We start from the raw sequence: 22,087 nt of genomic DNA, 5'->3' as shown, positions 1-22,087 counted from the left end.
TAGATTACGGCGGTTGCCGTTTATCGATTGCCGTTCCCAACGAATTTAACTACGAAAGTGTTAAATCACTGGAAGGCAAAAAAGTAGCCACTACATACCCTTACCTACTGGAGCGTTTCTTCAAAGAGAGCGGCGTTAATGCCAAAGCGGTAATGCTAACCGGTTCAGTAGAAGTAGCCCCTCGTGCAGGTGTGGCCCACGCAATCTGCGACCTGGTATCAACCGGCGCCACACTGGAAGCCAACGGCCTCAAGGAAGAAGAAGTGATCTTCCGTTCAAAAGCCGTATTAATTCAACGCGCCGACGGTGAAATCAGCGAGGAAAAACAGGCGTTGATCAACCGCTTAGTGCCTCGTATCGACGGTGTGATTCAGGCAAAAGAAAGTAAGTACATCATGTTACACGCTCCCAAAGCTTATCTGGAACAGGTAAAAAGCCTGCTGCCAGGTGCGGAAAACCCAACAGTTCTGCCGCTGGCGGGCTCTGACGATACAGTAGCTATCCACGTGGTAAGCCCAGAGAATCTGTTCTGGGAAACCATGGAAAAATTAAAAGCACTGGGCTGCAGTTCAATTCTGGTAATGCCAATTGAAAAAATGATGGGTTAACTGAGAGGTTATCAATGATTAACTGGTCAACGCTTTCCACTGCCGACAAAACCGCAGCGCTGTAGCGCCCGGCAATGGCAGACAGCGAGTCACTGCGCAATACCGTAGCGGGCATTCTGGCCGACGTAAAAGCGCGCGGCGACGACGCAGTGCTGGATTATACGCGCAAGTTTGATTGCCCTGCGCTGTCAGCGCTACCTTTGTCAGTTGAAGCGCGGGATGCGCTTGCAGCGCAAGTTTCTGCAGAGGTACAAAGTGCCATTCAAACCGCATTCAACAATGTAAAACAGTTCCACCAGGCACAATATCCTGAAGATATTCGCCTCACCACTACCCCTGGCGTGGTTTGCGAACAGCGCTTTACCGGCCTTGAAGCGGTTGGTCTTTACATCCCGGGCGGCAGTGCGCCATTGCCGTCTACGGTAATGATGCTTGGCGTCCCTTCGCTGGTTGCAGGCTGTAAGCGCCGCGTGCTGTGCACACCGCCCAATGCGCAACAGCGCATTGCACCGGAAATTGCCTACGCGGCCAAATTGTGTGGCATCGAAGAAATCTATTTGTGTGGTGGCGCGCAAGCCATTGCAGCAATGGCATTTGGCACTCACACCATAGCAAAGGTCGACAAGATCTTTGGCCCGGGTAACAGTTATGTAACCGAAGCCAAACAACAGGTTAGTCAGCGAGCTGATGGCGCGGCCATCGACATGCCTGCTGGCCCATCTGAAGTACTGGTGCTGGCTGACGCCAATGCAAGTGCGGAATTCGTAGCATCTGATCTGCTTTCACAAGCAGAACACGGTCCGGATTCTCAGGCCATTCTGGTCTCAGAAAGTCAGGCGCTGATAGAGGCAACGAAAGCGGAAGTTACCGCTCAACTTGCGCGTTTGTCGCGTGAAAGTATTGCCAGCAAAGCCATGCAGAATGCCCGTTACATTCTGGCCGACTCAATAGAACAGGCCATTGAAGTCAGTAACGCTTATGCGCCGGAACACCTGATTGTGCAAATAGACAAAGCCCGGGATCATTTGCCAGCAATTAAACACGCCGGTTCTATTTTCTTGGGGCCATGGTCACCAGAAAGCGCTGGTGATTATGCGTCTGGTACTAATCACGTGTTGCCTACCTATGGCTATGCCCGTAATTATTCCAGTTTGGGCCTGCTCGATTTTATGCGCCGCTACACCATTCAGGAGTTATCCGCTGACGGCATGCGCAATCTGGGCCCGGCTATAATGCAACTGGCTGATGCCGAAGGGCTAGACGCGCACCGCGATGCCGTGCGCTATCGCCTGGAAGCCTTGCAACGTAACGATTCGAAGTAGAGATCCGTATATGAGTAAGTTAGTTGATACCCTTATCAACGCCAATTTGGTGCCACTGAAGCCTTATGAATCTGCGCGCCGGTTATTTTCCGGTGGCCAGGACTGGCTCAATGCCAACGAATCGCCGTTTGCAAACCCCTATAGCATTGACGACAGTAACTTTAATCGTTACCCGTCGTGCCAACCATCTGGCGTGATTAAAGGTTACGCCCGTTATGCAGGATTAGAGACATCCCAACTGATGGTTACCCGGGGTGCCGATGAAGGCATAGAATTACTGATTCGCACCTTTTGTACACCGGGTAAAGATCGCATTCTGATTTGTCCGCCTACTTACGGTATGTATGCAATTAGCGCAGAAACCTGTGATGTGGGCATAGAGCGCGTACCACTTAAACCAGATTTCAATCTGGATGTAGATGGCATTTGTGCGGTAGACAACGTCAACCTGGTTTTCATTTGTGCTCCCAACAACCCTACCGGTACACAAGTTAAAGCAGCCGATGTGGAACGCATTCTGGCCCACTTTAAAGATCGTGCACTGGTGGTAATGGACGAAGCCTACATTGAATTTGATATGGCCAATACCTGGGCAACTAAATTCAGTCAGTACGCCAATCTGGTGGTATTGCGAACACTGTCGAAAGCCTTTGCGCTGGCTGGCTTACGATGTGGCTTTACGCTGGCAAACGAAGAGATTATTCAGGCGCTGATGAAAGTGATTGCGCCTTACCCTATTCCGGAGCCGGTGGCACAGATCGTGACCCAGGCACTCAGTGAAGAAAACGTTGCCCGCATGCGCGAACAGGTGAGCTACCTGAACACCGAACGCGATGCCCTTCGCAGCGCCCTCGCCGTGTTGCCGGGCGTGACTATGATGGGCGATGTAAAAGCCAACTACATATTGTTCCGTCACCCGCAAAGCAGTGACATCATGCAATTTTTAGTAAGCGAAGGCATGCTTATTCGCGATCAGTCCAAGCAACTGAATTTACAACACTGTTTGCGCGTTACTGTTGGCAACGCAGAACAAAACCAGCGACTGCTGTCGCTGCTGAATACATTTTTTAATCAGACAGGAGCTAAGTCATGAGTCAGCAAGCCATTTTATTTATCGACCGTGACGGCACACTGGTAGAAGAGCCACCTATCGACAAGCAGTTGGATTCGCTTGAGAAGCTGGCCTTTGAGCCACAAGTGATCCCAGTGTTACTCAAGCTGAAAGCGGCTGGCTATAAGCTGGTTATGGTAACCAACCAGGATGGCCTGGGCACCAATAGCTTCCCGATGGCCAATTTTGAAAAACCACACAATGCCATGATGGCGGTTTTCGAAAGCCAGGGCGTAACCTTTGACGACGTGCTGATTTGCCCGCATTTCGATGCCGACAACTGTACCTGTCGGAAACCCAAACTGGGACTGGTAAAAGACTACCTGCAACAAGGCAAAGTCGACTTTACCCGCTCTGCTGTCATTGGCGATCGCATGACTGACATTCAATTGGCCGAGAACATGGGCATAGTGGGCATTCGCTACGATCGCGACACCCTGAATTGGCCAATGATTGAAAAGCAACTGCTGGCCTCTGCCCGCATTGCAGAAGTAACCCGCACCACGTCTGAAACCGACATTCATGTGCGCGTGGATTTAGACTCTGCGGCCAAGTCCAGTATTCATACTGGTATTGGCTTTTTCGACCACATGCTCGACCAAATTGCCACCCATGGCGGCTTCGAGTTACAGGTAAAAGTTGACGGCGATTTGCACATCGACGATCACCACAGTGTTGAAGACACCGCGCTGGCATTAGGCGAAGCACTGAAAAAAGCCCTTGGCAATAAACGCGGCATTGGACGCTTTGGATTCGCGCTGCCCATGGACGAGTGCCGGGCGGAATGCATCATGGATATATCTAACCGCCCTTACCTCAAATTCGAGGCAGATTTCAGTCGCGATCAGGTAGGCGAAATGGCCACTGAAATGGTAGAGCACTTCTTCTATTCGCTGTCGCAAAGCATGGGACTTTCCCTGCATTTGTCTACCACTGAGGGCAATGCGCATCATCAGGTAGAAAGCTTATTCAAAGTGTTCGGCCGTGCATTGCGCCAGGCAATTACGCGCCAGGGTGATGCCCTGCCAAGCAGTAAAGGAGCCTTGTAATGTCACAACAAACCATTGTGATTGTTAATACCGGCTGTGCAAACATTTCATCGGTAAAATTTGCGCTGGAACGTTTAGGCGTTGCCGTTACCGTGTCAGATGACCCAGCTGTCATCAAAGCGGCCGACAAAGTGTTTCTGCCCGGCGTGGGCAGCGCGGGCGCTGCGATGAAGAGCATTACCGGTAAAGGCCTGATCCCTACGCTTCAACAGCTCACGCAGCCGGTACTAGGCGTGTGTCTTGGTATGCAGTTGATGGTGCAGCAGTCTGATGAAGCCACCAGCGGCACGATTGATTGCCTTAAACTGATGCCCGGTGAAGTTACCCGATTGAAAGCGGGCGAATTGCGATTGCCGCACATGGGCTGGAACACCATTTCGCCAAAAATAGATTCAGCCTTATTTGCAGGTATCGATGCAGGTACGTATTTCTACTTTGTGCACAGTTTTGCGGTGCCTGTGTATGAACATACGCTGGCATCGTGTGAATATGGCCAGTCCTTTTCAGCAGCCATTCAGCACAATAATTTCTTCGGTGTGCAATTCCACCCTGAGCGCTCTGGTGAAGCCGGTGCACAACTGTTAACTAACTTTGTGAACATGTAATGATTATTCCAGCAATTGATTTAATAGACGGCGCAGTCGTTCGCCTTTATCAGGGCGACTACAACCAGAAAACCCAGTACACCTTAGCGCCGGTTGATGTGGTGCATAGCTATGCCGACCAGGGTGCAGAATGGCTTCATATTGTGGATCTGACCGGTGCCAAAGACACCAGTAAGCGTCAGCTTACCCTGATTAAACACATGGTCGACACCAAGCGAATGAAGTTTCAGGCTGGCGGCGGTATTCGCAGTGAGCAGGAAGTCGCTCAGCTGTTAGAGTCCGGCGTAAGCCGCGTTGTCGTTGGCTCACTGGCAGTAAAAGAAACGGCGCTGGTAAAGAGTTGGGTTGAGAAATACGGTCCTGAACACATCGTGCTGGCCCTGGATATCAACATTGACGAACAAGGCAACAAGTTCATTGCCACCCATGGCTGGCAGGAAAACTCGGGCGTGTCACTGGAACACATTCTGGGGGAGTTTGCTGAAGTGGGTGCTAAACACGTACTGTGCACTGATATCAGCCGCGACGGTACCTTGCAAGGCTCAAACGTGGCGCTGTACACCGAAGTGTGTAAACAGTTTCCGGCAGTAAGCTGGCAGGCCTCCGGCGGCATTGGTTCGCTGGACGACATTCGTGCCTTACGCCCTACCGGCGTCGGCGGCGTGATTTTAGGCCGGGCGTTACTGGAAGGTAAATTCAACGTTGAGGAGGCTATCGCATGCTGGCAAAACGGATAATTCCTTGTTTGGATGTACGCGATGGCAAAGTGGTAAAGGGCGTACAATTTCGCAACCACGAAATCATTGGTGACATCGTGCCGTTAGCGGAACAATACGCGAAAGCCGGTGCAGACGAACTGGTGTTTTACGATATTACCGCCAGCTCAGACCAACGCGTGGTAGACAAAAGCTGGGTGAGCCGCATAGCGCAGGTTATTGATATCCCGTTCTGCGTGGCCGGTGGTATCAAATCAGTTGAAGATGCAGGCCGCATCCTTGAAATGGGTGCAGATAAAATATCAATCAACTCACCAGCGCTGACCAATCCGGACCTGATCAACGAGCTACACGATGTGTACGGACAGCAGTGCGTGGTGATTGGTATCGACAGCTTTTACAACAAAGACAACAACCAGTACGAAGTATACAAGTTTACCGGTGACGAAAGCCGCACTCAACAAACTGCCTGGCAAACACTGGACTGGATTAAAGAAGTACAGCAACGCGGTGCTGGCGAAATCGTACTGAATTGTATGAACCAGGACGGCGTGCGTCAGGGTTACGACCTTGCTCAGCTAAAAGCCGTTCGTGATATTTGTAATATTCCGCTGATTGCTTCTGGCGGTGCGGGTGCCATTGCTCACTTCACCGATGTATTTAAGCAAGCCGATGTGGATGGCGCGCTTGCAGCGTCTGTTTTCCACAAAGGCATTATTGACATTGACGAACTAAAAGCCACGCTGGTTAGCGAAGGCATAGCCATGCGCGAACGCTTTCGCCAGGGTTAACCAACAAGGGTGTAAATATGAAAGTGACACAACAAACACTTACGCAGCTGGCGTGGGATAAAATGGACAACCTGCTACCGGCTATTGTGCAGGATGGCGTTACCGGCAAAGTACTGATGCAGGGTTATATGAATCAGGACGCCCTGACGACAACACTGGAAAGTGGCAAAGTCACGTTTTTTAGCCGTTCCAAGCAGCGCTTATGGCAAAAAGGCGAAACATCGGGTAATACGCTTGATCTAGTCAGCATAAGTGCCGACTGTGATGCCGACTCCTTGTTGGTACTGGCTAAGCCAAATGGCCCAACCTGTCACACCGGCGAAGAAAGCTGCTGGTTCCATGGTGAAGTTGCTGATTACACCTTTATTGGCGATCTTGAGCGCATTCTGGCTGAGCGTAAAAACGCCGATCCAGACTCCAGCTACACCGCCAGACTATACAGTAAAGGCGTAAAACGCATCGCCCAGAAAGTAGGTGAAGAAGGGGTAGAAACCGCATTGGCAGCTACTGTTATGGACACCGAAGAGCTGAAAAACGAAGCGGCCGATTTGCTGTATCACTTAACGGTGCTGCTGCATGCCTGCGATATGTCGATGTCTGATGCTATTGGGATCCTTCGCGAGCGCCACAAGGCGTAATTCGCTAATCGTTACGGGAGCGGTTAATTAAATAACTTGCTCCCGTTAGTCGTCTTCCCTACTCACCATCACTGACTTGCATAGCGATATCGGGAAAAACGGTTGAGTTTGTAGTCTTTCTTACCAAGGAGACTTGCAACATTATCACCGCGCTCAATTCTGTAGCAGCTCAATACCCATCCAAATTGAGTAGTACATCTGCTTTCTACTCGCCGCCACCCGCTGATGTGCTTGCTGTAGCAGCAATAATACCAGCGGTAGCCGCTGAAGACTGCTGAGCCTGAATCTGACTGGTTATCAAACTGGCATTTTGGTTTTCACTGGCAATTATACAGGCACCATAGCCAAAGCCATCCAGTTTGTTTTCCCAGAGAATTCTACCGTTTTCTGCATTAACGCAAAACAAATGCCCACCGGAATACGCAAACACCCTGTTGTCTTCAAATAGCAGATTGGTAACGCCAGAGGTCGATTTTAGTTTGGTATCCCAAAGCGTCTTTCCCGTCGCTTTCTCCAGGCACACAACGTGGCCTTTAATGCCTAAAAACAGTTTTTCCATTTCTGTCACTCCATGTTGAGATTCAACGGCTGATTTCTAGCCTAGGGTCGGTAACCAATTTCGTTGGCGGCGCGGCGTAATCGGGCAACAATTGCCGGCGGCATTGTTGAGCTGGCAGCCAAATGGGCAGTAACCGATAACTCAGGGATAAGTTGGTGCATGGTGACGTCGGTAACCTTCAGGCCCACTAATTCAGCTGTATCGGCAACTAACCGGGGATCTTCGATAATAAAATCCACTGTGCCCCGTTTGAGCTCTTCCCATGAACAAACAATATCAGCACAGGCGATCAGATTTTGACCTTCCTTAAAGCCGAGCTCCTTGAGCCATTTTTCAGCTATATCACCCCGTTGCGTGGCAACGGAATACGACGTTAAATCACGCCAGTTGGAAATTGAAATGTCGTTGCGGGCAGAGAGTGCGAGAATACCCAACTCAAACTGAGTTACCGGCGCAATCCACTGATACTGATTTTCCCGCTCTGGTGTTCGGGCAATTGAAAATATAAGCGCCCGATTGTGACGCTGCGTGTTCAATACCGCCCGCGCCCAAGGAAATACTTTGAATTCAGCCGTATACCCTGCCCGCGCTATAATGTTGCGCACTTTGTCTGTTACTTCGCCAATTACTTTGCCATTTTCTACGTAATGATATGGCGGGGAGCTCTCTGTGAAGACCATCAATGATGTATCAGCAAAAACACCATTGCTTAGCATGACCGTCACACTCAAACACACACTTCTGAATAACCTTTTCATGCTGTTTAAAACGTCTGGACACATCCTGCTACCATAGTACCGCGATTCGCCTGTCATGCAACCTTGGGAAATCGCCACAACATTGAGTTATGGCATGGATAGGCGCAGCAAAAACAAAAAAGCCAGTCAATCCGTGACCGGCTCTTTGTGCTATTTCATTTGCGTTGATGTCAATTAAGAACCATCGAATTCACGCTCACAAATAATTTCGGTAATGCTGCTGCCGGTTGGACGATAACGCTTACAGTTATGCTCTGTAGCCTGGGCACCATAGGTTTCAATATGGTGGGCCACATCTGCTTGCCAGGCAGTTTGAATTTCTTCAGGAATAGCGTCAGCTATTTTCTTAAACGAATGGTTCCACTGCGAATTGCGCGCTTCCATTGCCACGTTTAACCACAACCAGCCCTGCTTGTTATCAATTTCTGTTCCCCAGCCATTGAAATAACTCATCGCCAGATAAAACTGCGATTGCTTGTTGCCAAAACGGGCACCTTTCGTCAGCAGACGGTAAGAACTTTCGTAGTTCTTTGCGTGCAGTGCCAGCATCGCTTGTTCAACGGCCAGGCTGTATTCCTGTTGATTACGACTCAGGATTGGACCCTCTCCGCCTTCAACGGTGATCACTTCAACATCCTGTGCAAAGGATAGCGCAGGTAATGCGCTTACCGCTGCTACCAACAACATTTTCTTTAATTTGCTAAAATCCATTTTGTGGCTCCTCTTAACGAATATTATCAGTTAGCAACCATGACTCAGTTAACTACGCTAAACAACTGTACTAAGTATCTGTTGCGTAATTGTGATCATAGAGGATCCTTTGCTGTATACAACCAAACAGGTGTAACAATGCTCGCTAAGCAGTAACCAAATGTGTCGATATGTATCATTTGTAACGTTTGATACCAATTCGCATAGAAGTTTACCAGCCTGAAATGCGTGACCAGACGTCCTGTACATTGCCTTCGGTATCGACCACCTGATAAGTCTCAAATTGTGCGGCGGTTGCACAGGCATGTATAGGCAGAATACGCAGCATCGTGCCATAGCCAAACAATGCGTCATCAGGTTGCTTGCCATCGATATGAGAAATAATGCCGTGCTCCTGATTGGTGCTGCTGACATACCAACCATCCAGAATTTCCCCGTCACTGTTACAGACCAACCCGTATCCGCAGTTTTTGGCATGTGAGGCTGTGCCCTGGTCGCGGGACAGCGCCATCCAGCCCGCATCAACAATCACCCAGTTTTTGTCTTTCTGATGACCAATTACACTGGTTAGCACCGAGAGCGCAATGTCGTTAACAGTACACACACCCAACCCTGCCATTACGCAATCAAATGTAGCGTAAACGCCAGCGCGAAGCTCATTAATCCCTTTATGACGAGTATTTGCCAATGCGGTAGGTGTTGATCCGGCAGACACCAATTCGCATTCAATCTGGTGTTCGGCTAATCGCGCTGCCGCTTTCGCAATTAGCTGGCATTCCTGTTCAGCAATCGCATCCCGCGCTTGCTGGGTAAAACAATCATAACTGCCACCCGCGTGTGTCATTACCCCTCTGAAATGGAGTTGTGGCGTACTTACGATGGCTTTTGCACATGCAACCAGCTCATCAGACACAGGTAACAGTCCGGCGCGGTGGTCATCCACATCCACCTCCAGCATCACCTGTAACGGATGTTCCAGCTGAGTGGCGTAGGCTATCAGTGCATTCACGGCTGCCATGCTGTCCAGTACCACCGTAAATTTATTGGCTCGTGCTGAAAGCGCTGCGACACGACCAAATTTATTAGGCACTAATCCCACTGCATAAAGAATGTCTGTGTAACCCGCGCTGGCAAAACTCTCGGCCTCGGCCAGCGTCGATACCGTTATCGGGCCGCTGGCAGGTGCATAAAACTCTGCCGCAGCCAAAGACTTTAAGGTTTTTACATGTGGACGCAGCACCAGATTATCGCGGGCGGCAACAGTCTGCATACGGCGGATATTGTGCTGAAACTTAGCTGCATCAATTACGCAGGCGGGGGTCATTAAAGACGTAAGCTTACTCACAGAAAGGGCATCCAATAAATCAGCGTTAAGTTAATACAGGCAATAATAAACAACGTGAGCAACGTAAGTACCATACCCACCAATCGCTGCCAGGTTGCGCCAGCGGAATGGCGTAATCCGTACGCATGTAAAACCCGCCCCATCACCAGAGCGCCGCCAAGCAAGTGAATCAATAAGGTGGATTGACTGTTAATTTCTAGCACCGCAAGCAGGATCAAGGTTAACGGTACGTATTCCGCGAAGTTACCGTGTACGCGAATAAGTCGCTGTAACACGTCACTGCCGCCATCGCCCACACCAATGCGATTTTGGCGTCGAAAGCGAATAACCAGCGCTGTAAGATAGAGATAAACCAGGGCAAGAATACTGGCGTAAAAAGCGGTAACCGGGAGTAACAACATGGCACTGTTCCTTCAATTAATTCGGTGCCATTGTGACAGTTTGCCCGCGAGCAGGTAAAGGATTTGTTAGCGATTTTATTTATTTAGCGAGTGCACAAACAAAAAAGCTGCCAACCGGCAGCTTTTCTTAGATGGTCTGATTAACCAAGTAGTGCAGCCAGTTGCTGACTAACCTGATCAACCGGCTGAGTACCGTCTAATTTGTGATAAGCACAATTTCCGGCAGCAGCCTCGGCAGTGTAGTAATCTACTAATGGCCGGGTTTGTTCGTGATAAATGCTTAAACGATTACGTACCGTTTCTTCTTTATCGTCATCACGAATAATCAAATCATCACCCGTTTGATCATCTTTGCCTTCCACTTTAGGCGGATTGTAGACAACATGATAAACGCGGCCCGACGCAGGGTGAACGCGGCGGCCACCCATACGGTCGACAATAACGTCGTCCGGCACATCAAACTCGATGCAATGATCAACGGTAACGCCCGCTTCTTTCATGGCATCTGCCTGAGGAATTGTGCGCGGGAATCCATCCAGTAAAAAGCCGGCTTTACAGTCGTCCTGCGCAATGCGCTCTTTTACCAGACCAATGATGATATCGTCGGATACCAACTTCCCTTCGTCCATTACTTTCTTAGCAGCAAGCCCCATTTCTGTACCTGCCTTGATTGCGCTACGCAGCATGTCACCCGTAGAAATTTGCGGGATACCATATTTGCCCATCAGAAACTGCGCTTGTGTTCCCTTACCGGCACCTGGTGCACCGAGAAGTATTATTCGCATATTTGCGCTCTCCGCTTGTATTAACTTATAACTGTGGGGCACTTTACACACTCCAAACCCGCGTGACAAGTACTGTGCAGGCCAAGCAGGTGCGCTTAAGACTAATAGCGTATGTAAATTGAACGAAAGACCAGTACGACCGCCGTTTAACGCCCCCTCGATAAGCCTGTTTTATGCTAACTATAGTCGTACAGAATTCTGTACTGTGCCGGCCTGCTATAACCACAGACCAGCAACAGGACGATGTGAGAGTACATAACTATGTACTCACTTCTCTCCAATGTGCTTATTCAGAAACGTTAGCATGGCTTCGTAAAGCGCCTGCCTGTTTTCCTCTTTGTAGAAACCATGTCCTTCTTCCGCCCGTGTCATCCACTCGTAGGATTTTCCGGCTTCATCGAGTTTTGATTTTAATAACAGAGCGTGATCGTAGTGTGCTCGCTCGTCTTGTTCACCATGCACAATAAACAGTTCAGCCTTTATTTTGTCGACATGTCTGGCTGGCGAGAACGCATCCAGTTTGTCTTCGTCCTTACTGAGCACTTGCTTTAAGAAATTCTGACCAAAGCGACTGTCTGGAATATCGCCCTTCTCAAACATCATTGCCATGTCGTAAATGCCAACATACCCTACCGCACATTTGTACAGATCCGGCTCTTTTACCACCGACATTAACGACGCATACCCACCATACGAAGCGCCATAAATACAGATGCGATCCGGATCAGCCAGGCCGTCTTTAATCGCCCATTTAACCGCATCGGTCATGTCGTCAATCATCAATCCGCCCCACTCGCCGTAGCCTGCGGATTCATGCGCATTACCATAACCACCGCTGCCGCGGAAATTCACCTTGATAGTTGCAAATCCATTGTCGTTAAGGAACGCGACATCATCGTCGTATGCCCAATAATCGCGAGGACCATGCGGCCCGCCATGAGGAATAATTACCAGCGGCAGGTTTTTCTCTTTACCTACTGGTGTAGAAACATAGGCATAGTTGGTGTAACCATCCCGCGCTTGTATCGCCACCGGGAAACCGCTGCCTATTTGTTTAGGATCAATCCAGGGTTTTACTTTAGCTAACTGTTCCACCCCGCCTTTGGTGGCATCAAACAGATAAAACGAACCAGGATCCCGATCACTGCTTACGAATACCGTTAACTTGGTGAAATCTGCGGTTGCAGAGGTGATCTGCACGCGGGCACCGTTGAACGCTTTAATCAGCGGCGGGTACCATTTTCCGATTGGGTGCGCAGGCTCAACCACTTCAGTGTATGAGTAATCTGGCTCTACCTGCACGGCATACAACACGTTATTGCGGTCTATGTCAAAGTCAGAAATGTCTACACGATCGTGCTGATAAACCATGGTCATTTCTTCGCTGTTCAAATCGTAGCGATAAATACCATCGCGACCATTCTGATGATCAGAGCGTATGTAAATGCCTTTGTTATCAGCAGTAAATCCCAAAGGCTGAAACGACGAGTCATCATCGTTATCAAATTCCTTTTGCAACGACCAGTCAGCGTCATTGTCTTCGCGATAATAAATTTGCAGTACGTTTTTGCCCTCTTTGGCCGTAGCACCCACTGCATAACGCACTTGCTGGTTGTTATCTGACAACATTTGAGCTTGTTTCAAAGGAGAGCGGGTAATCTGGCGCTTTCTGCCATTGTAAATATTCAACCGGTACACGTTGGTTAAATTTGACGAATCATTATTAACTGGAATCCCCTGAATCAGGATGTGTTTATCGTCGTCCCACATCATGTCCAAAACCGATGGAGATTCAAAAACCGGGTTAAACGCGACCCCCTCTTCGCTGCGGTAACCAAAAATATTTCGGCCTTTTGAGCCATCGTAATTAACTGCGTAATATTCGCCGGTACCCATAGGCCTGGCGAAATAGCCCAATGTGATCTGCAAACCTACAACCAGTCTTTCATCGTTTGCCCAAAAGTACGAACCGGCCTGTTCGTTGCCTCTGAAGCGAATCACGTTGAGTAGCTTGGCCGGTGAACGTTGTACCACAGCAATCACCCGTTTGCCTTCTTCCAACGCGGCAAACGCAAGGTATTCTCCGGTTGGTGATATCTTAACTGACTGATACTGAGCGTGCTTTGCGAATGATTCTAATGGGATGGAATCGGCATTGACTGAACCTATGTATGCACATAGCAGCAGGAGTGCTGTTATTATTTTTTTCATGTTAGATCCTTTCTACGCACCATTGCCCTGCCTCTGACAAAGAGACTGCAAGAGTACATAACTTCCTGAGTGTTAGATAAATGAAACGCAACCCATATGACTGTTTATCAAAACAATTAGGGTACGTTTACTTGTTATTTTTAACATATTTTAAGCGCAGGAGTCATCCAACTATAGTGTAATTCCAATTCGCTAGTCTTCCTGTGATATTTACTCTCCGTTTAAACGAAAAAAAGCGCGCAGAGAACACTCTGCACGCCTTTACCCACACGAGGTTACACACTCATTACATTTTGGCTTTTACACCAAGGTAGAACACACGACCAATCACGTTTCCGCCATCAAAGCCGTTTGCGTCATCAAAGTAAGGCGCTTCGGCATCAAACAGGTTGTCGATATTCAGGGTGATGTCCACGTTTTCGAAGCTGCCCATTTCACCCAGCGAGTAGCTGGTAAATACATTCACTGTAGTTAACGAATCCAGAGAGGCATAAGCGTTCTCCCAGCCATCGCTATGCAGCACGCGGATCAGACTGTTGGTTTTTTCAGTCGACAGTCCCACCGATGCCACTACGTTGTATTTACCAAATGTACCGGTTTCTAATTCATCAACATACGCATCACCCGCTACCGCCTGAGCTTCACGTTTCAGCGTGTAAGTACCAGACACACCCGCACTGATCTTACCCAAATCCACCAGCCAGCTTTTCTGAATATCGAAATCCAGACCAGACAAGCGCGTGGCCGTCATGTTGTAACGACGGGCATCCGCTATCAGGTACGCAGAATTTCCATCTGCATACAGCGACTCTACCGGCGCACCGTCTATGCGGAAGCCTTCAGTGGCAGTCAGCGCCTCTTCAAGGGTAGGGTTAATGGTGTAATAAGCTGCGTACCCAGGTGTATTAAAGTAAACGCTCGGTGTATAAAACGGTGCAAGGTTGATTGCACTGGAGTAATCCACGTTGTAGTAAGTAACGCTTACGCTCAGATCGTCGGCAAAATCCGGCGTCCAGTCAAAACCAACACTGTAAGACTCAGATTCTTCTGGCTTCAAGCCATCGCTTCCACCCGCCAGCAAAATAGTGCCGCGGAAGAAGTCAGTACCCGCTGCATCACTGGCCAGCCAAGGGCTAACCGGTAATACAATTGCCCGAGTGTCTACCGCTGCGCCAGTATCCGCTAAACTTGGCGCCTGGAACGAAGTGCCCCACTGCGCACGCAGGCGGGTATTTTCAGTTGGTTTGTAATCAAGACCAATTTTGGGATTAGTAGTGCTGCCTACATCGTTGTAATTGTCGTAACGCAATGACGCGGTAAAGTTAATTTCGCCAGCCGATGAGTCCATCAGAGGCATCATCACTTCACCAAATACCGATTTAACATTACGCGACGCTTCTGCTTCAACCAGATCCAGCGCACCTGCAGCACCGCCACCATACGCAACTTCATAGTCTTGTTTAAAATATTCAGCGCCTACGGCCAGCATGACTTCACCGGCCGGTAATTCAGCAATCGCGCCGTCCAAAGTAGCCCGGATTTGGTGGTGACTTTGTGTTGCATCACCGTAGCTGCCGTAATACCCCAGAATACTATCGAGCACACTCTGATCAGTTGACGCAACGTCATAAGGATTCAGCGCTGAACTGGTATCAGTGCCCGCCAGTGCTGCAGCCAGCGCAGTGGAGTTAATTCCGCGTTCAACACCCTTGGTGTGTGCCAGACCATAACTGTAAGCCGCTTTTAAACGCCAGTAGTTGGGCAATTCGTAAGTAATTTCAGGAATAAAGGCAAACGCATCAAAATCACTGCCGTTTTTCGCACCCAGTCCAACCACGTCGCTGAAGTCGAATGCCACTGAATGGCTGGTTTCAGACCCAATCGGTGAAAAATAAGGGTTGTCAGAGGTAATCGTGCCTGTTGCGCCAATATCAGACAGCGAATTAGTGGCGTCACCGGTAATATCTGCGCTCCACTCACTGTAATAAGTCACCACATCTACATACGCACTGTCGTTAAGATCCTGCTGCAGTGACGCATAGATTGTGGTTTTCTTCTCTTTGGGTACGTATGTAATACCATCTGTTGGATCACAGATATTTGAGCCGGCTTCACGGGTGTCCATTTTATAGTTCACTCCATCAACCGTAATGGTCCCCGGCTTACACAGATTGGAACGATAATCGCCACCGCCGTTGGCTGTGCTATTGCCGGTAATAAAATCGCGATCTTTACCAAACACTTCATCGTTTTGTGCATGGTAAATCGAGATCATGCCTGAACCTGTCGTCCAGTCTTTCCCAGCCGTAATATTGAATGTGCTGGCAGAATAGCTGTCGCCCACACCACCTTCAGCACTGAACTCCACGCCATCAAATCGGTCGCGGGTAATAAAGTTAACCACCCCGGCGATAGCATCGGAACCGTAAATAGATGATCCACCGTCCATCACAATTTCAAGGTTGCTGATTACACCAGGCGGAATAGCAGACACGTTCGGAATAGTCTGAATAATACCAGACCCCGGCATACGCATGCCGTTCAACAACAGCAGTGTAGTGCTACCGCCACCTACACCTATATCACGCAACTTCGGCATTGGCATACCCTGACCAATATCGGTTCCCATCGTTGGGCGGCTGTTAAAGGTGCTGCTCATTTGCGGGATTTGTGCCAGTAGCTCATTGCTGTCTGCCACACTGATCGCTTCAACCTCGGCGGTGTCAAATCCAACCACATTAGTACCAACAGGCGTTGCTCCACGAATAAGTGTTCCTGTTGCCTGTGCTCTTACTTCAATCTTTTCGACATCGTTGTCATTTTCTTGTTGCTTTTCTTGTGAAAATACGTGTCCAGAAAACGCTGTGCTAACAAGCAAAGCTAATAAAGTTGGCTTGAATACGCCGAAGTGTTGTCCTGATTGTGCGTTCATTTCAGTCTCCGAAATGGGGTAAGTCCCCTAAATTTTTTGTGCCCGACGCTAAACAATTCGTTAACATCTGCGTAATAAATTAACTCAACAATCATGTTCGGTCAACAGTAATCAAACGCAAACATTTGAAATCACACAAACCAAATATACTAAAAAAACCATAAATACCATATAATTTCAATAACTTAAATATAAAAACATAGCTATTAAAAAAATCATAAATACTTGCTATCGATAAGATCAATGTGAGCAGCCCGTGTAAATAAATGTACAAATTGCGTAAACACCTCGGTCAACTCCAAATTAGAAACAATCATTTCATTGCAAAATCATTCACTGCAATTATAATCGTTTGCAACGAGTTATTTACAATTACCATTAACTGTTATGCTGGTAACGCCCTCTCGTGACATCGATAACAATGGCAAGCTATTGTCTGATACACGTCTGGCATCCGCTAACATAAACGTCGGAGCATATTGCTTGTGAAAAACGTGTTCTTATACCTGGGAGTGCTGTGCTTCATAACGCACATTACCGCCTGCGCCCCTGCATCGTCACCCAATAGCGAAGATGTGGCTGCACTTTCGCTCTACAAATTAAACACCGACTACACTGACGCACCGTTGGGAATAGATGTTCAACGGCCTCGATTCAGCTGGGCTATGGCTATATCTGAAGAGCAGCGCAATATAAAGCAAATCGCCTATCAGGTAGTTGTTACGGATGAATGGGGAGAGACTGTCTGGGATAGCACCAAAGTAAACAGCGATGTGTCGGTACACGTTCAATATGCAGGTAGTCCGCTTAAACCACGCACTCGTTATGACTGGACCTTAACCGTATGGGATAACCAACAGCGCCAAGTATCCAAAAGCGCCTGGTTTGAAACAGGCCTGCTCAATCCTGACATTAGCGCGTGGAATGGTGCACAGTGGATTGGTGCTGATGACAAGGCAATTACCTTTCACCCCGATTACCTGCCACTGTATGATCTGTCTGTCGGGATAACGATCCCGGTGAACAGCCATGAAGCTGGTTTGGTATTTGCTGCAAACGATCCCCGATTATTGTCCCCGCATCTCAACGTGTATCAGTTGGCCAATAAATACAACGAAAGTTACTTTAAGGTTGTGCTGGACGTGGGTGGACTGTCGAAAAAACCTGCAACGCCAGCAACACTGAATGTTTATCGCGCAGGGTATACGCCAAACGACAATCCTGCCGTGCCGGTTAGCACCTTTACCATTAAGCAGGATGTGATAAACGCTGGCAATGCCCATGCGCGTCACGCCCTGCTCATCCACAATGAATACGGTACCCTTACCTTACAGGTAAACAACCGCAGTGATTTCTTTGTCGGTGCTGAGAATGTCCCCTTTTCGCCGTTTGATATGTTGTTCCCGCCTTTGGTTAAGGGCGCCAAAGTAACGCTAAACCCATTGGGACATAACCACGACAACCTGACCTACGGTATGTTAAATGGAATCGGTTTTTACGTGCCAAAAGGCCAGACTGCTGTATTTGATGCACTGGAAGTGCGCAATATTCACGCACCCAATAACATTGTTTTCGCTGATGACGTATCAGGCGAGCAGAACAGTATCTTCGCAAACACTCCCGAAATTTCAATAAAAGAGGCGCGTTATGTAGTAACCGCACAGGAACAGGATACGCTAATTACCGCTCACCCACCGGCTAACGGTGCACCTGTGCTCAGAACGGCTTTCGATGTATCACAAAAGGCCATAAAAAAAGCCAGATTGTATGTTACCGCCCGGGGCATTTACGATTTCTATATTAATGGCAAACGGGTAAGCGACGACTACTACAATCCGGGTCTTACGCAATACAACAAAACTCACCTGTATCAAACCTATGACGTAACAGACGCACTGGTATCGGGTAGCAATGCCATGGGTGCAGTACTGGGCGAGGGATGGTGGAGTGGCCTGTTGAGCTTTGGTAACACCTGGAACGCATTTGGCGACAGACAATCACTACTGGCGCAACTGGTGGTTACCTACAAAGACGGCTCTGAGCAAGTACTCACAACCAATGAGAACGACTGGCAGTACACACAGCAAGGGCCAGTGCGTTACGGCAGCCTGCAGATGGGCGAAGTATACGACGCCCGTTTGGAGAGCGCGTTTGAAACCTGGCACACAACGGAATTTGACGCATCCGCATGGCAAAACGCTATCGCAGTGCCATTGGATGGATCTGCCACTAAAAATGTTCGCCCGAACATGGCAAGAGATAGCCAAAGTTTGGACTATTCACAAATGCAGCTGGTGGGACAAATTGGTGAAACCGCCAATATATTCACCACGTTGACCGCGCAATCTGTGAAAGAAGTAAAGCCTGGCGTGTTCATTTATGACATGGGCCAAAACATGGTTGGTGTGCCATCGTTGCAATTTGCTGATGGCAAAGCCGGTCAAACCGTTACGTTGCGAGTGGGTGAAATGCTCTACCCTGACTTGCCGGAATCCGGTCCGAATGTAGGCATGCTAATGACCGAAAACTATCGGGCGGCGCTAAGCCAGGATATCTACGTAATGAAAGATGGTGCGCAATCTTACTCTCCACGCTTTACTTCACATGGATACCAATATCTTGAGATCAGCGGTTTGGATACGCCTTTACCACTGGACTCAGTGAAAGGGTTAGTAACCAGTTCCGTGCAGGGCTTAACGGCGTCTTATTCATGTTCAAATGATAATGTGAACCAACTTTGGTCAAACCTGGTATGGTCGAACGTAGATAACTTTTTGTGGGTGCCTACCGATTGTCCTCAACGCAACGAGCGCATGGGTTGGTCTGGCGACATCAACGTTTTTGGCAGAACAGCCACCTTTGTAAGTAATGCATCGCCGTTCCTGCGCCGGCATTTACAAGCCATGCGTGATACCCAGTCACCGGAAGGCCGCTACGCTGATATCGCACCAGTTGGTGGTGGTTTTGGCGGTATTTTATGGGGCTCTGCGGGAATTACTCTCCCCTGGGAAAGCTACCTTCAATATGGCGATGTGGCTATGCTGGAAGAGCACTATGACTCTATGCAGCGCTACATGAGCTATTTGGAAGGCACAATTAATCCGGTTACCGGATTAATCATGGACGCGGGATTAGGCGATTGGCTTGGCCCGCAAAACAATCAGTTGGGTTCTGCCTATCTGGCCAGTGCCTACTACGTTTTTACCCTGGACATTATGGCTGATGTGGCAAACGTGTTGGGACACAGTGACGATTCAGCGTTTTACGCAAAAACTGCCAATCAACGACGCGCCCACTTTGCCAGTACATTCCTGAACGACGAGCAGAAAACTCTGGGTAAGATCAGTAATGCCTCTATGTTTGATGCCATGGCGGGTGAACTAAAAACCGTAGTAGCTGATACTCAAACTTCCTATGCGGTTGGCCTGGCAATGGGTGCATTCCAGGACGATGAGAAAGACACCATGGCCGCGAATCTTGCGCGCACAGTGGCGCAAAGCAATGTAGACGATACTGGCACAGAACGCCCGCCCTATTCACTGATGACCGGATTCATCGGCACCGCCTGGATCAGCCAGTCACTCAGCGAACACGGCTACTCTGAAGAAGCGTACAAGTTATTGTTAAACGACCAGTACCCATCTTGGCTCTACCCGGTAAAACAAGGCGCAACAACCATTTGGGAGCGTTTGAATGGGTATACGGTTGAAAATGGATTTGGCGGTAACAACAACATGAATTCATTTAATCACTACTCATTTGGCGCAGTAGGCCAATGGTTGATGCAAAACAGTGGTGGCATACAGCGCGGTGAGCCTGGCTTTAAATCATTCAAGCTGGCACCAGAGATTGATCCTACGGGCAGCATTACCTGGGTAGATGCCAGCTATGAATCGTTATACGGCACCATTGTGAGCCAATGGAAACAAGAAGACGGTACCCTGGAGTACAAAGCAACGGTACCTGCAAATACCGAAGCCACTCTGATTCTTCCTGCAACATCGGTCTCTAACATAACTGAAAATGGTGTAGCGCTTGAAAACGTGTCGGGACTTCGCATAGTTGAAGCAACCGGCCAACAAGTGATCATGACGTTAGGCTCAGGCCAATATAACTTTGCTATTAAACGATAGTTAGTAACGATGCGTTTAGCACGCAGGCTAAAAAAGCCGGGGGCATGAAAAAATGCCACCCGGCTTTTTTTATATCGTCTAATAAGCGTTACTAATTAAAATCGCCAATTACGCCTGTGTTTTATACCATTTAAAGTACGAAAATCCGTAAAAGGCAATATACACATAACACAGCAATGGCACGATGAATGCCAGTTGAATGCCTGCAACATCGGCGATGATGCCCTGTATCAGCGGCACAATGGCACCGCCCACAATGGCCAGGCACAACAAACCCGATCCACGACTGGCATCGTTGCCCATCCCCTGAATAGCCAGACTAAAAATGGTTGGAAACATAATTGAATTACATAGCCCTACAGCCAGTATTGCCAACATAGCTAACTTGCCACTGGACACCATGGCCAACGCAACCAGTAATACCGAGCCAATGGCATGAATCCCAAGCACGGAAGAGGGCGAAAAGCGTGTCATGACTGCCGCGCCAATAAACCGGCCAACCATGGCTCCGCCCCAATAATAGGCTACATAGTTAGCCGCTTCATGTTCAGCCAGTCCCATTACCGTTGGCTCACCAATAAAATTAACTAAAAAGCTGCCAATCGCCACTTCGCCGCCTACATACACAAAGATCCCTACTGCACCCAGTATTAAATGCGGGTAGGCTGTTAGCGGTGTTTTACTGCTGGCTTGCCCGACAGTATCGTCGTGAATAACAGGCAAATTCAACCACGCGAAAACCAATGCCAAACCAAACAGCGCGGCGGCCAACATAAGATAAGGAAATTGCACACTGGCGACTTTCTCAACATCCGTAGTGGCGCTCGTCACTGCTGCCAAAATAAGCGCGCCACCAATTAACGGGGCAATAGTGGTTCCCAGCGAATTGAACCCCTGGGTAAGCGTTAATCTGGAAGGTGCAGTTTTCGCTGGACCTAATGCTGCGACATAAGGATTAGCAGCAACCTGAAGTAATGTAATACCGCTGGCCAGCACAAATAACGCAAGTAAGAAGAACGGGTACCAATGCATTTGGGCTGCCGGGTAAAACAGCAAGCATCCAGTACCGGCAATAGTAAGGCCTGCCACCAGCCCTTTTTGGTGACCAATGCGATGCACCAATGCACCAGAAGGCACTGACATCACAAAATACGCAGCGAAAAAGCAAAACTGGATCAACATTGCCTCGGTATAGCTCAGGGCAAATTGCGCCTTTAAGTACGGGATTAAAATGTCGTTAAGGCAGGTAATAAATCCCCACATAAAGAACAAACTGGTAAGCGCACCCAGTGCAAAACGGTAGTTTCCCTGTTCAAAGTTAGACTGAGACGAGCCGGGTATTGAGACGGCCATGTAAAGATCTCCTGAATAGTTAATACAACAAAGCTTCCGGGCAGATCATGCCCGGAAGC

Annotated in this window: 18 protein-coding genes; 9 read left to right on the top strand and 9 right to left on the bottom strand. The window is 48.7% G+C overall.

Annotated features, from left to right (window positions below; genetic code table 11):
- From hisG to hisIE, 8 genes are all read left to right on the top strand, one after another.
- Window positions 1-608 (top strand): ATP phosphoribosyltransferase (hisG, locus tag ACLR2L_RS06390; protein ID WP_413366666.1); only part of this gene is annotated, 608 nt, incomplete at its 5' end.
- Between the two features lie 74 nt (window positions 609-682).
- Window positions 683-1,930, top strand: coding sequence for a histidinol dehydrogenase (gene hisD / locus ACLR2L_RS06385; RefSeq protein WP_413366664.1), 1,248 nt, complete (start codon window positions 683-685; stop codon window positions 1,928-1,930).
- Window positions 1,931-1,940: 10 nt separating this feature from the next.
- Complete coding sequence (gene hisC / locus ACLR2L_RS06380; protein ID WP_413366662.1) at window positions 1,941-3,023, top strand: histidinol-phosphate transaminase; 1,083 nt, start codon at window positions 1,941-1,943, stop codon at window positions 3,021-3,023.
- Entirely contained in the window at window positions 3,020-4,090 is a 1,071-nt protein-coding gene (gene hisB, locus ACLR2L_RS06375) for a bifunctional histidinol-phosphatase/imidazoleglycerol-phosphate dehydratase HisB (protein ID WP_140961350.1), read from the top strand. The genes hisC and hisB overlap by 4 nt, the downstream gene beginning before the upstream one ends.
- Window positions 4,090-4,695: an imidazole glycerol phosphate synthase subunit HisH gene (hisH, locus tag ACLR2L_RS06370; protein WP_413366659.1), complete on the top strand. Its 606-nt coding sequence runs from the start codon at window positions 4,090-4,092 to the stop codon at window positions 4,693-4,695. The genes hisB and hisH overlap by 1 nt, the downstream gene beginning before the upstream one ends.
- Complete coding sequence (gene hisA, locus ACLR2L_RS06365; protein WP_413366657.1) at window positions 4,695-5,432, top strand: 1-(5-phosphoribosyl)-5-[(5-phosphoribosylamino)methylideneamino]imidazole-4-carboxamide isomerase; 738 nt, start codon at window positions 4,695-4,697, stop codon at window positions 5,430-5,432. Before hisH ends, hisA begins: the two co-directional genes overlap by 1 nt.
- Window positions 5,414-6,202: an imidazole glycerol phosphate synthase subunit HisF gene (gene hisF, locus ACLR2L_RS06360; protein ID WP_140961356.1), complete on the top strand. Its 789-nt coding sequence runs from the start codon at window positions 5,414-5,416 to the stop codon at window positions 6,200-6,202. Before hisA ends, hisF begins: the two co-directional genes overlap by 19 nt.
- A gap of 17 nt (window positions 6,203-6,219) precedes the next feature.
- Window positions 6,220-6,840 (top strand): bifunctional phosphoribosyl-AMP cyclohydrolase/phosphoribosyl-ATP diphosphatase HisIE, encoded by a 621-nt coding sequence (gene hisIE, locus ACLR2L_RS06355; RefSeq protein WP_413366655.1) that lies wholly within the window; start codon window positions 6,220-6,222, stop codon window positions 6,838-6,840.
- Between the two features lie 205 nt (window positions 6,841-7,045).
- Here hisIE and ACLR2L_RS06350 read toward each other — a convergent pair whose 3' ends face one another.
- The 8 genes from ACLR2L_RS06350 to ACLR2L_RS06315 form a co-directional block, all read right to left on the bottom strand.
- Window positions 7,046-7,399: a PQQ-binding-like beta-propeller repeat protein gene (locus ACLR2L_RS06350; RefSeq protein WP_140961360.1), complete on the bottom strand. Its 354-nt coding sequence runs from the start codon at window positions 7,397-7,399 to the stop codon at window positions 7,046-7,048.
- Between the two features lie 41 nt (window positions 7,400-7,440).
- A complete protein-coding gene (locus tag ACLR2L_RS06345; protein ID WP_413366668.1) occupies window positions 7,441-8,124 on the bottom strand; it encodes a substrate-binding periplasmic protein in 684 nt (227 codons plus the stop codon).
- A 207-nt stretch (window positions 8,125-8,331) separates the two neighbouring features.
- Complete coding sequence (locus ACLR2L_RS06340; RefSeq protein WP_140961364.1) at window positions 8,332-8,868, bottom strand: sel1 repeat family protein; 537 nt, start codon at window positions 8,866-8,868, stop codon at window positions 8,332-8,334.
- A 211-nt stretch (window positions 8,869-9,079) separates the two neighbouring features.
- The gene (locus ACLR2L_RS06335; RefSeq protein ID WP_413366652.1) at window positions 9,080-10,213 is read right to left on the bottom strand and encodes an alanine racemase; all 1,134 of its coding nucleotides are present in this window, start codon (window positions 10,211-10,213) and stop codon (window positions 9,080-9,082) included.
- Window positions 10,210-10,614, bottom strand: coding sequence for an MAPEG family protein (locus ACLR2L_RS06330; protein WP_370298076.1), 405 nt, complete (start codon window positions 10,612-10,614; stop codon window positions 10,210-10,212). Before ACLR2L_RS06330 ends, ACLR2L_RS06335 begins: the two co-directional genes overlap by 4 nt.
- A gap of 140 nt (window positions 10,615-10,754) precedes the next feature.
- Entirely contained in the window at window positions 10,755-11,399 is a 645-nt protein-coding gene (gene adk / locus ACLR2L_RS06325) for an adenylate kinase (protein ID WP_140961366.1), read from the bottom strand.
- Window positions 11,400-11,666: 267 nt separating this feature from the next.
- Window positions 11,667-13,610 carry an alpha/beta hydrolase family protein gene (locus tag ACLR2L_RS06320; RefSeq protein WP_413366645.1) on the bottom strand — a complete coding sequence of 648 codons (1,944 nt, stop codon included), beginning with the start codon at window positions 13,608-13,610 and terminating at the stop codon, window positions 11,667-11,669.
- A 286-nt stretch (window positions 13,611-13,896) separates the two neighbouring features.
- Window positions 13,897-16,542, bottom strand: coding sequence for a TonB-dependent receptor domain-containing protein (locus ACLR2L_RS06315; RefSeq protein WP_413366642.1), 2,646 nt, complete (start codon window positions 16,540-16,542; stop codon window positions 13,897-13,899).
- Between the two features lie 485 nt (window positions 16,543-17,027).
- On the opposite strand from ACLR2L_RS06315, the gene ACLR2L_RS06310 reads away from it, so the two are divergent.
- Window positions 17,028-20,675, top strand: a complete 3,648-nt coding sequence (locus ACLR2L_RS06310; RefSeq protein ID WP_413366640.1) for a family 78 glycoside hydrolase catalytic domain — start codon at window positions 17,028-17,030, stop codon at window positions 20,673-20,675.
- A gap of 108 nt (window positions 20,676-20,783) precedes the next feature.
- Here ACLR2L_RS06310 and ACLR2L_RS06305 read toward each other — a convergent pair whose 3' ends face one another.
- Window positions 20,784-22,028: a sugar MFS transporter gene (locus ACLR2L_RS06305; protein WP_413366638.1), complete on the bottom strand. Its 1,245-nt coding sequence runs from the start codon at window positions 22,026-22,028 to the stop codon at window positions 20,784-20,786.
- Window positions 22,029-22,087 lie beyond the last annotated feature (59 nt).

Origin of the sequence: Alteromonas sp. AMM-1 (assembly GCF_047290655.1) — a bacterium.
Lineage (GTDB): Bacteria > Pseudomonadota > Gammaproteobacteria > Enterobacterales > Alteromonadaceae > Alteromonas > Alteromonas mangrovi.
This window is presented reverse-complemented; position numbering and strand designations above follow the sequence as displayed.

Coding starts and splice junctions, on each gene's coding strand:
- hisD (WP_413366664.1), top strand. CDS start 683: ATGGCAGACAGCGAGTCACTGCGCAATACCGTAGCGGGCATTCTGGCC.
- hisC (WP_413366662.1), top strand. CDS start 1,941: ATGAGTAAGTTAGTTGATACCCTTATCAACGCCAATTTGGTGCCACTG.
- hisB (WP_140961350.1), top strand. CDS start 3,020: ATGAGTCAGCAAGCCATTTTATTTATCGACCGTGACGGCACACTGGTA.
- hisH (WP_413366659.1), top strand. CDS start 4,090: ATGTCACAACAAACCATTGTGATTGTTAATACCGGCTGTGCAAACATT.
- hisA (WP_413366657.1), top strand. CDS start 4,695: ATGATTATTCCAGCAATTGATTTAATAGACGGCGCAGTCGTTCGCCTT.
- hisF (WP_140961356.1), top strand. CDS start 5,414: ATGCTGGCAAAACGGATAATTCCTTGTTTGGATGTACGCGATGGCAAA.
- hisIE (WP_413366655.1), top strand. CDS start 6,220: ATGAAAGTGACACAACAAACACTTACGCAGCTGGCGTGGGATAAAATG.
- ACLR2L_RS06350 (WP_140961360.1), bottom strand. CDS start 7,399: ATGGAAAAACTGTTTTTAGGCATTAAAGGCCACGTTGTGTGCCTGGAG.
- ACLR2L_RS06340 (WP_140961364.1), bottom strand. CDS start 8,868: ATGGATTTTAGCAAATTAAAGAAAATGTTGTTGGTAGCAGCGGTAAGC.
- ACLR2L_RS06330 (WP_370298076.1), bottom strand. CDS start 10,614: ATGTTGTTACTCCCGGTTACCGCTTTTTACGCCAGTATTCTTGCCCTG.
- adk (WP_140961366.1), bottom strand. CDS start 11,399: ATGCGAATAATACTTCTCGGTGCACCAGGTGCCGGTAAGGGAACACAA.
- ACLR2L_RS06320 (WP_413366645.1), bottom strand. CDS start 13,610: ATGAAAAAAATAATAACAGCACTCCTGCTGCTATGTGCATACATAGGT.
- ACLR2L_RS06315 (WP_413366642.1), bottom strand. CDS start 16,542: ATGAACGCACAATCAGGACAACACTTCGGCGTATTCAAGCCAACTTTA.
- ACLR2L_RS06305 (WP_413366638.1), bottom strand. CDS start 22,028: ATGGCCGTCTCAATACCCGGCTCGTCTCAGTCTAACTTTGAACAGGGA.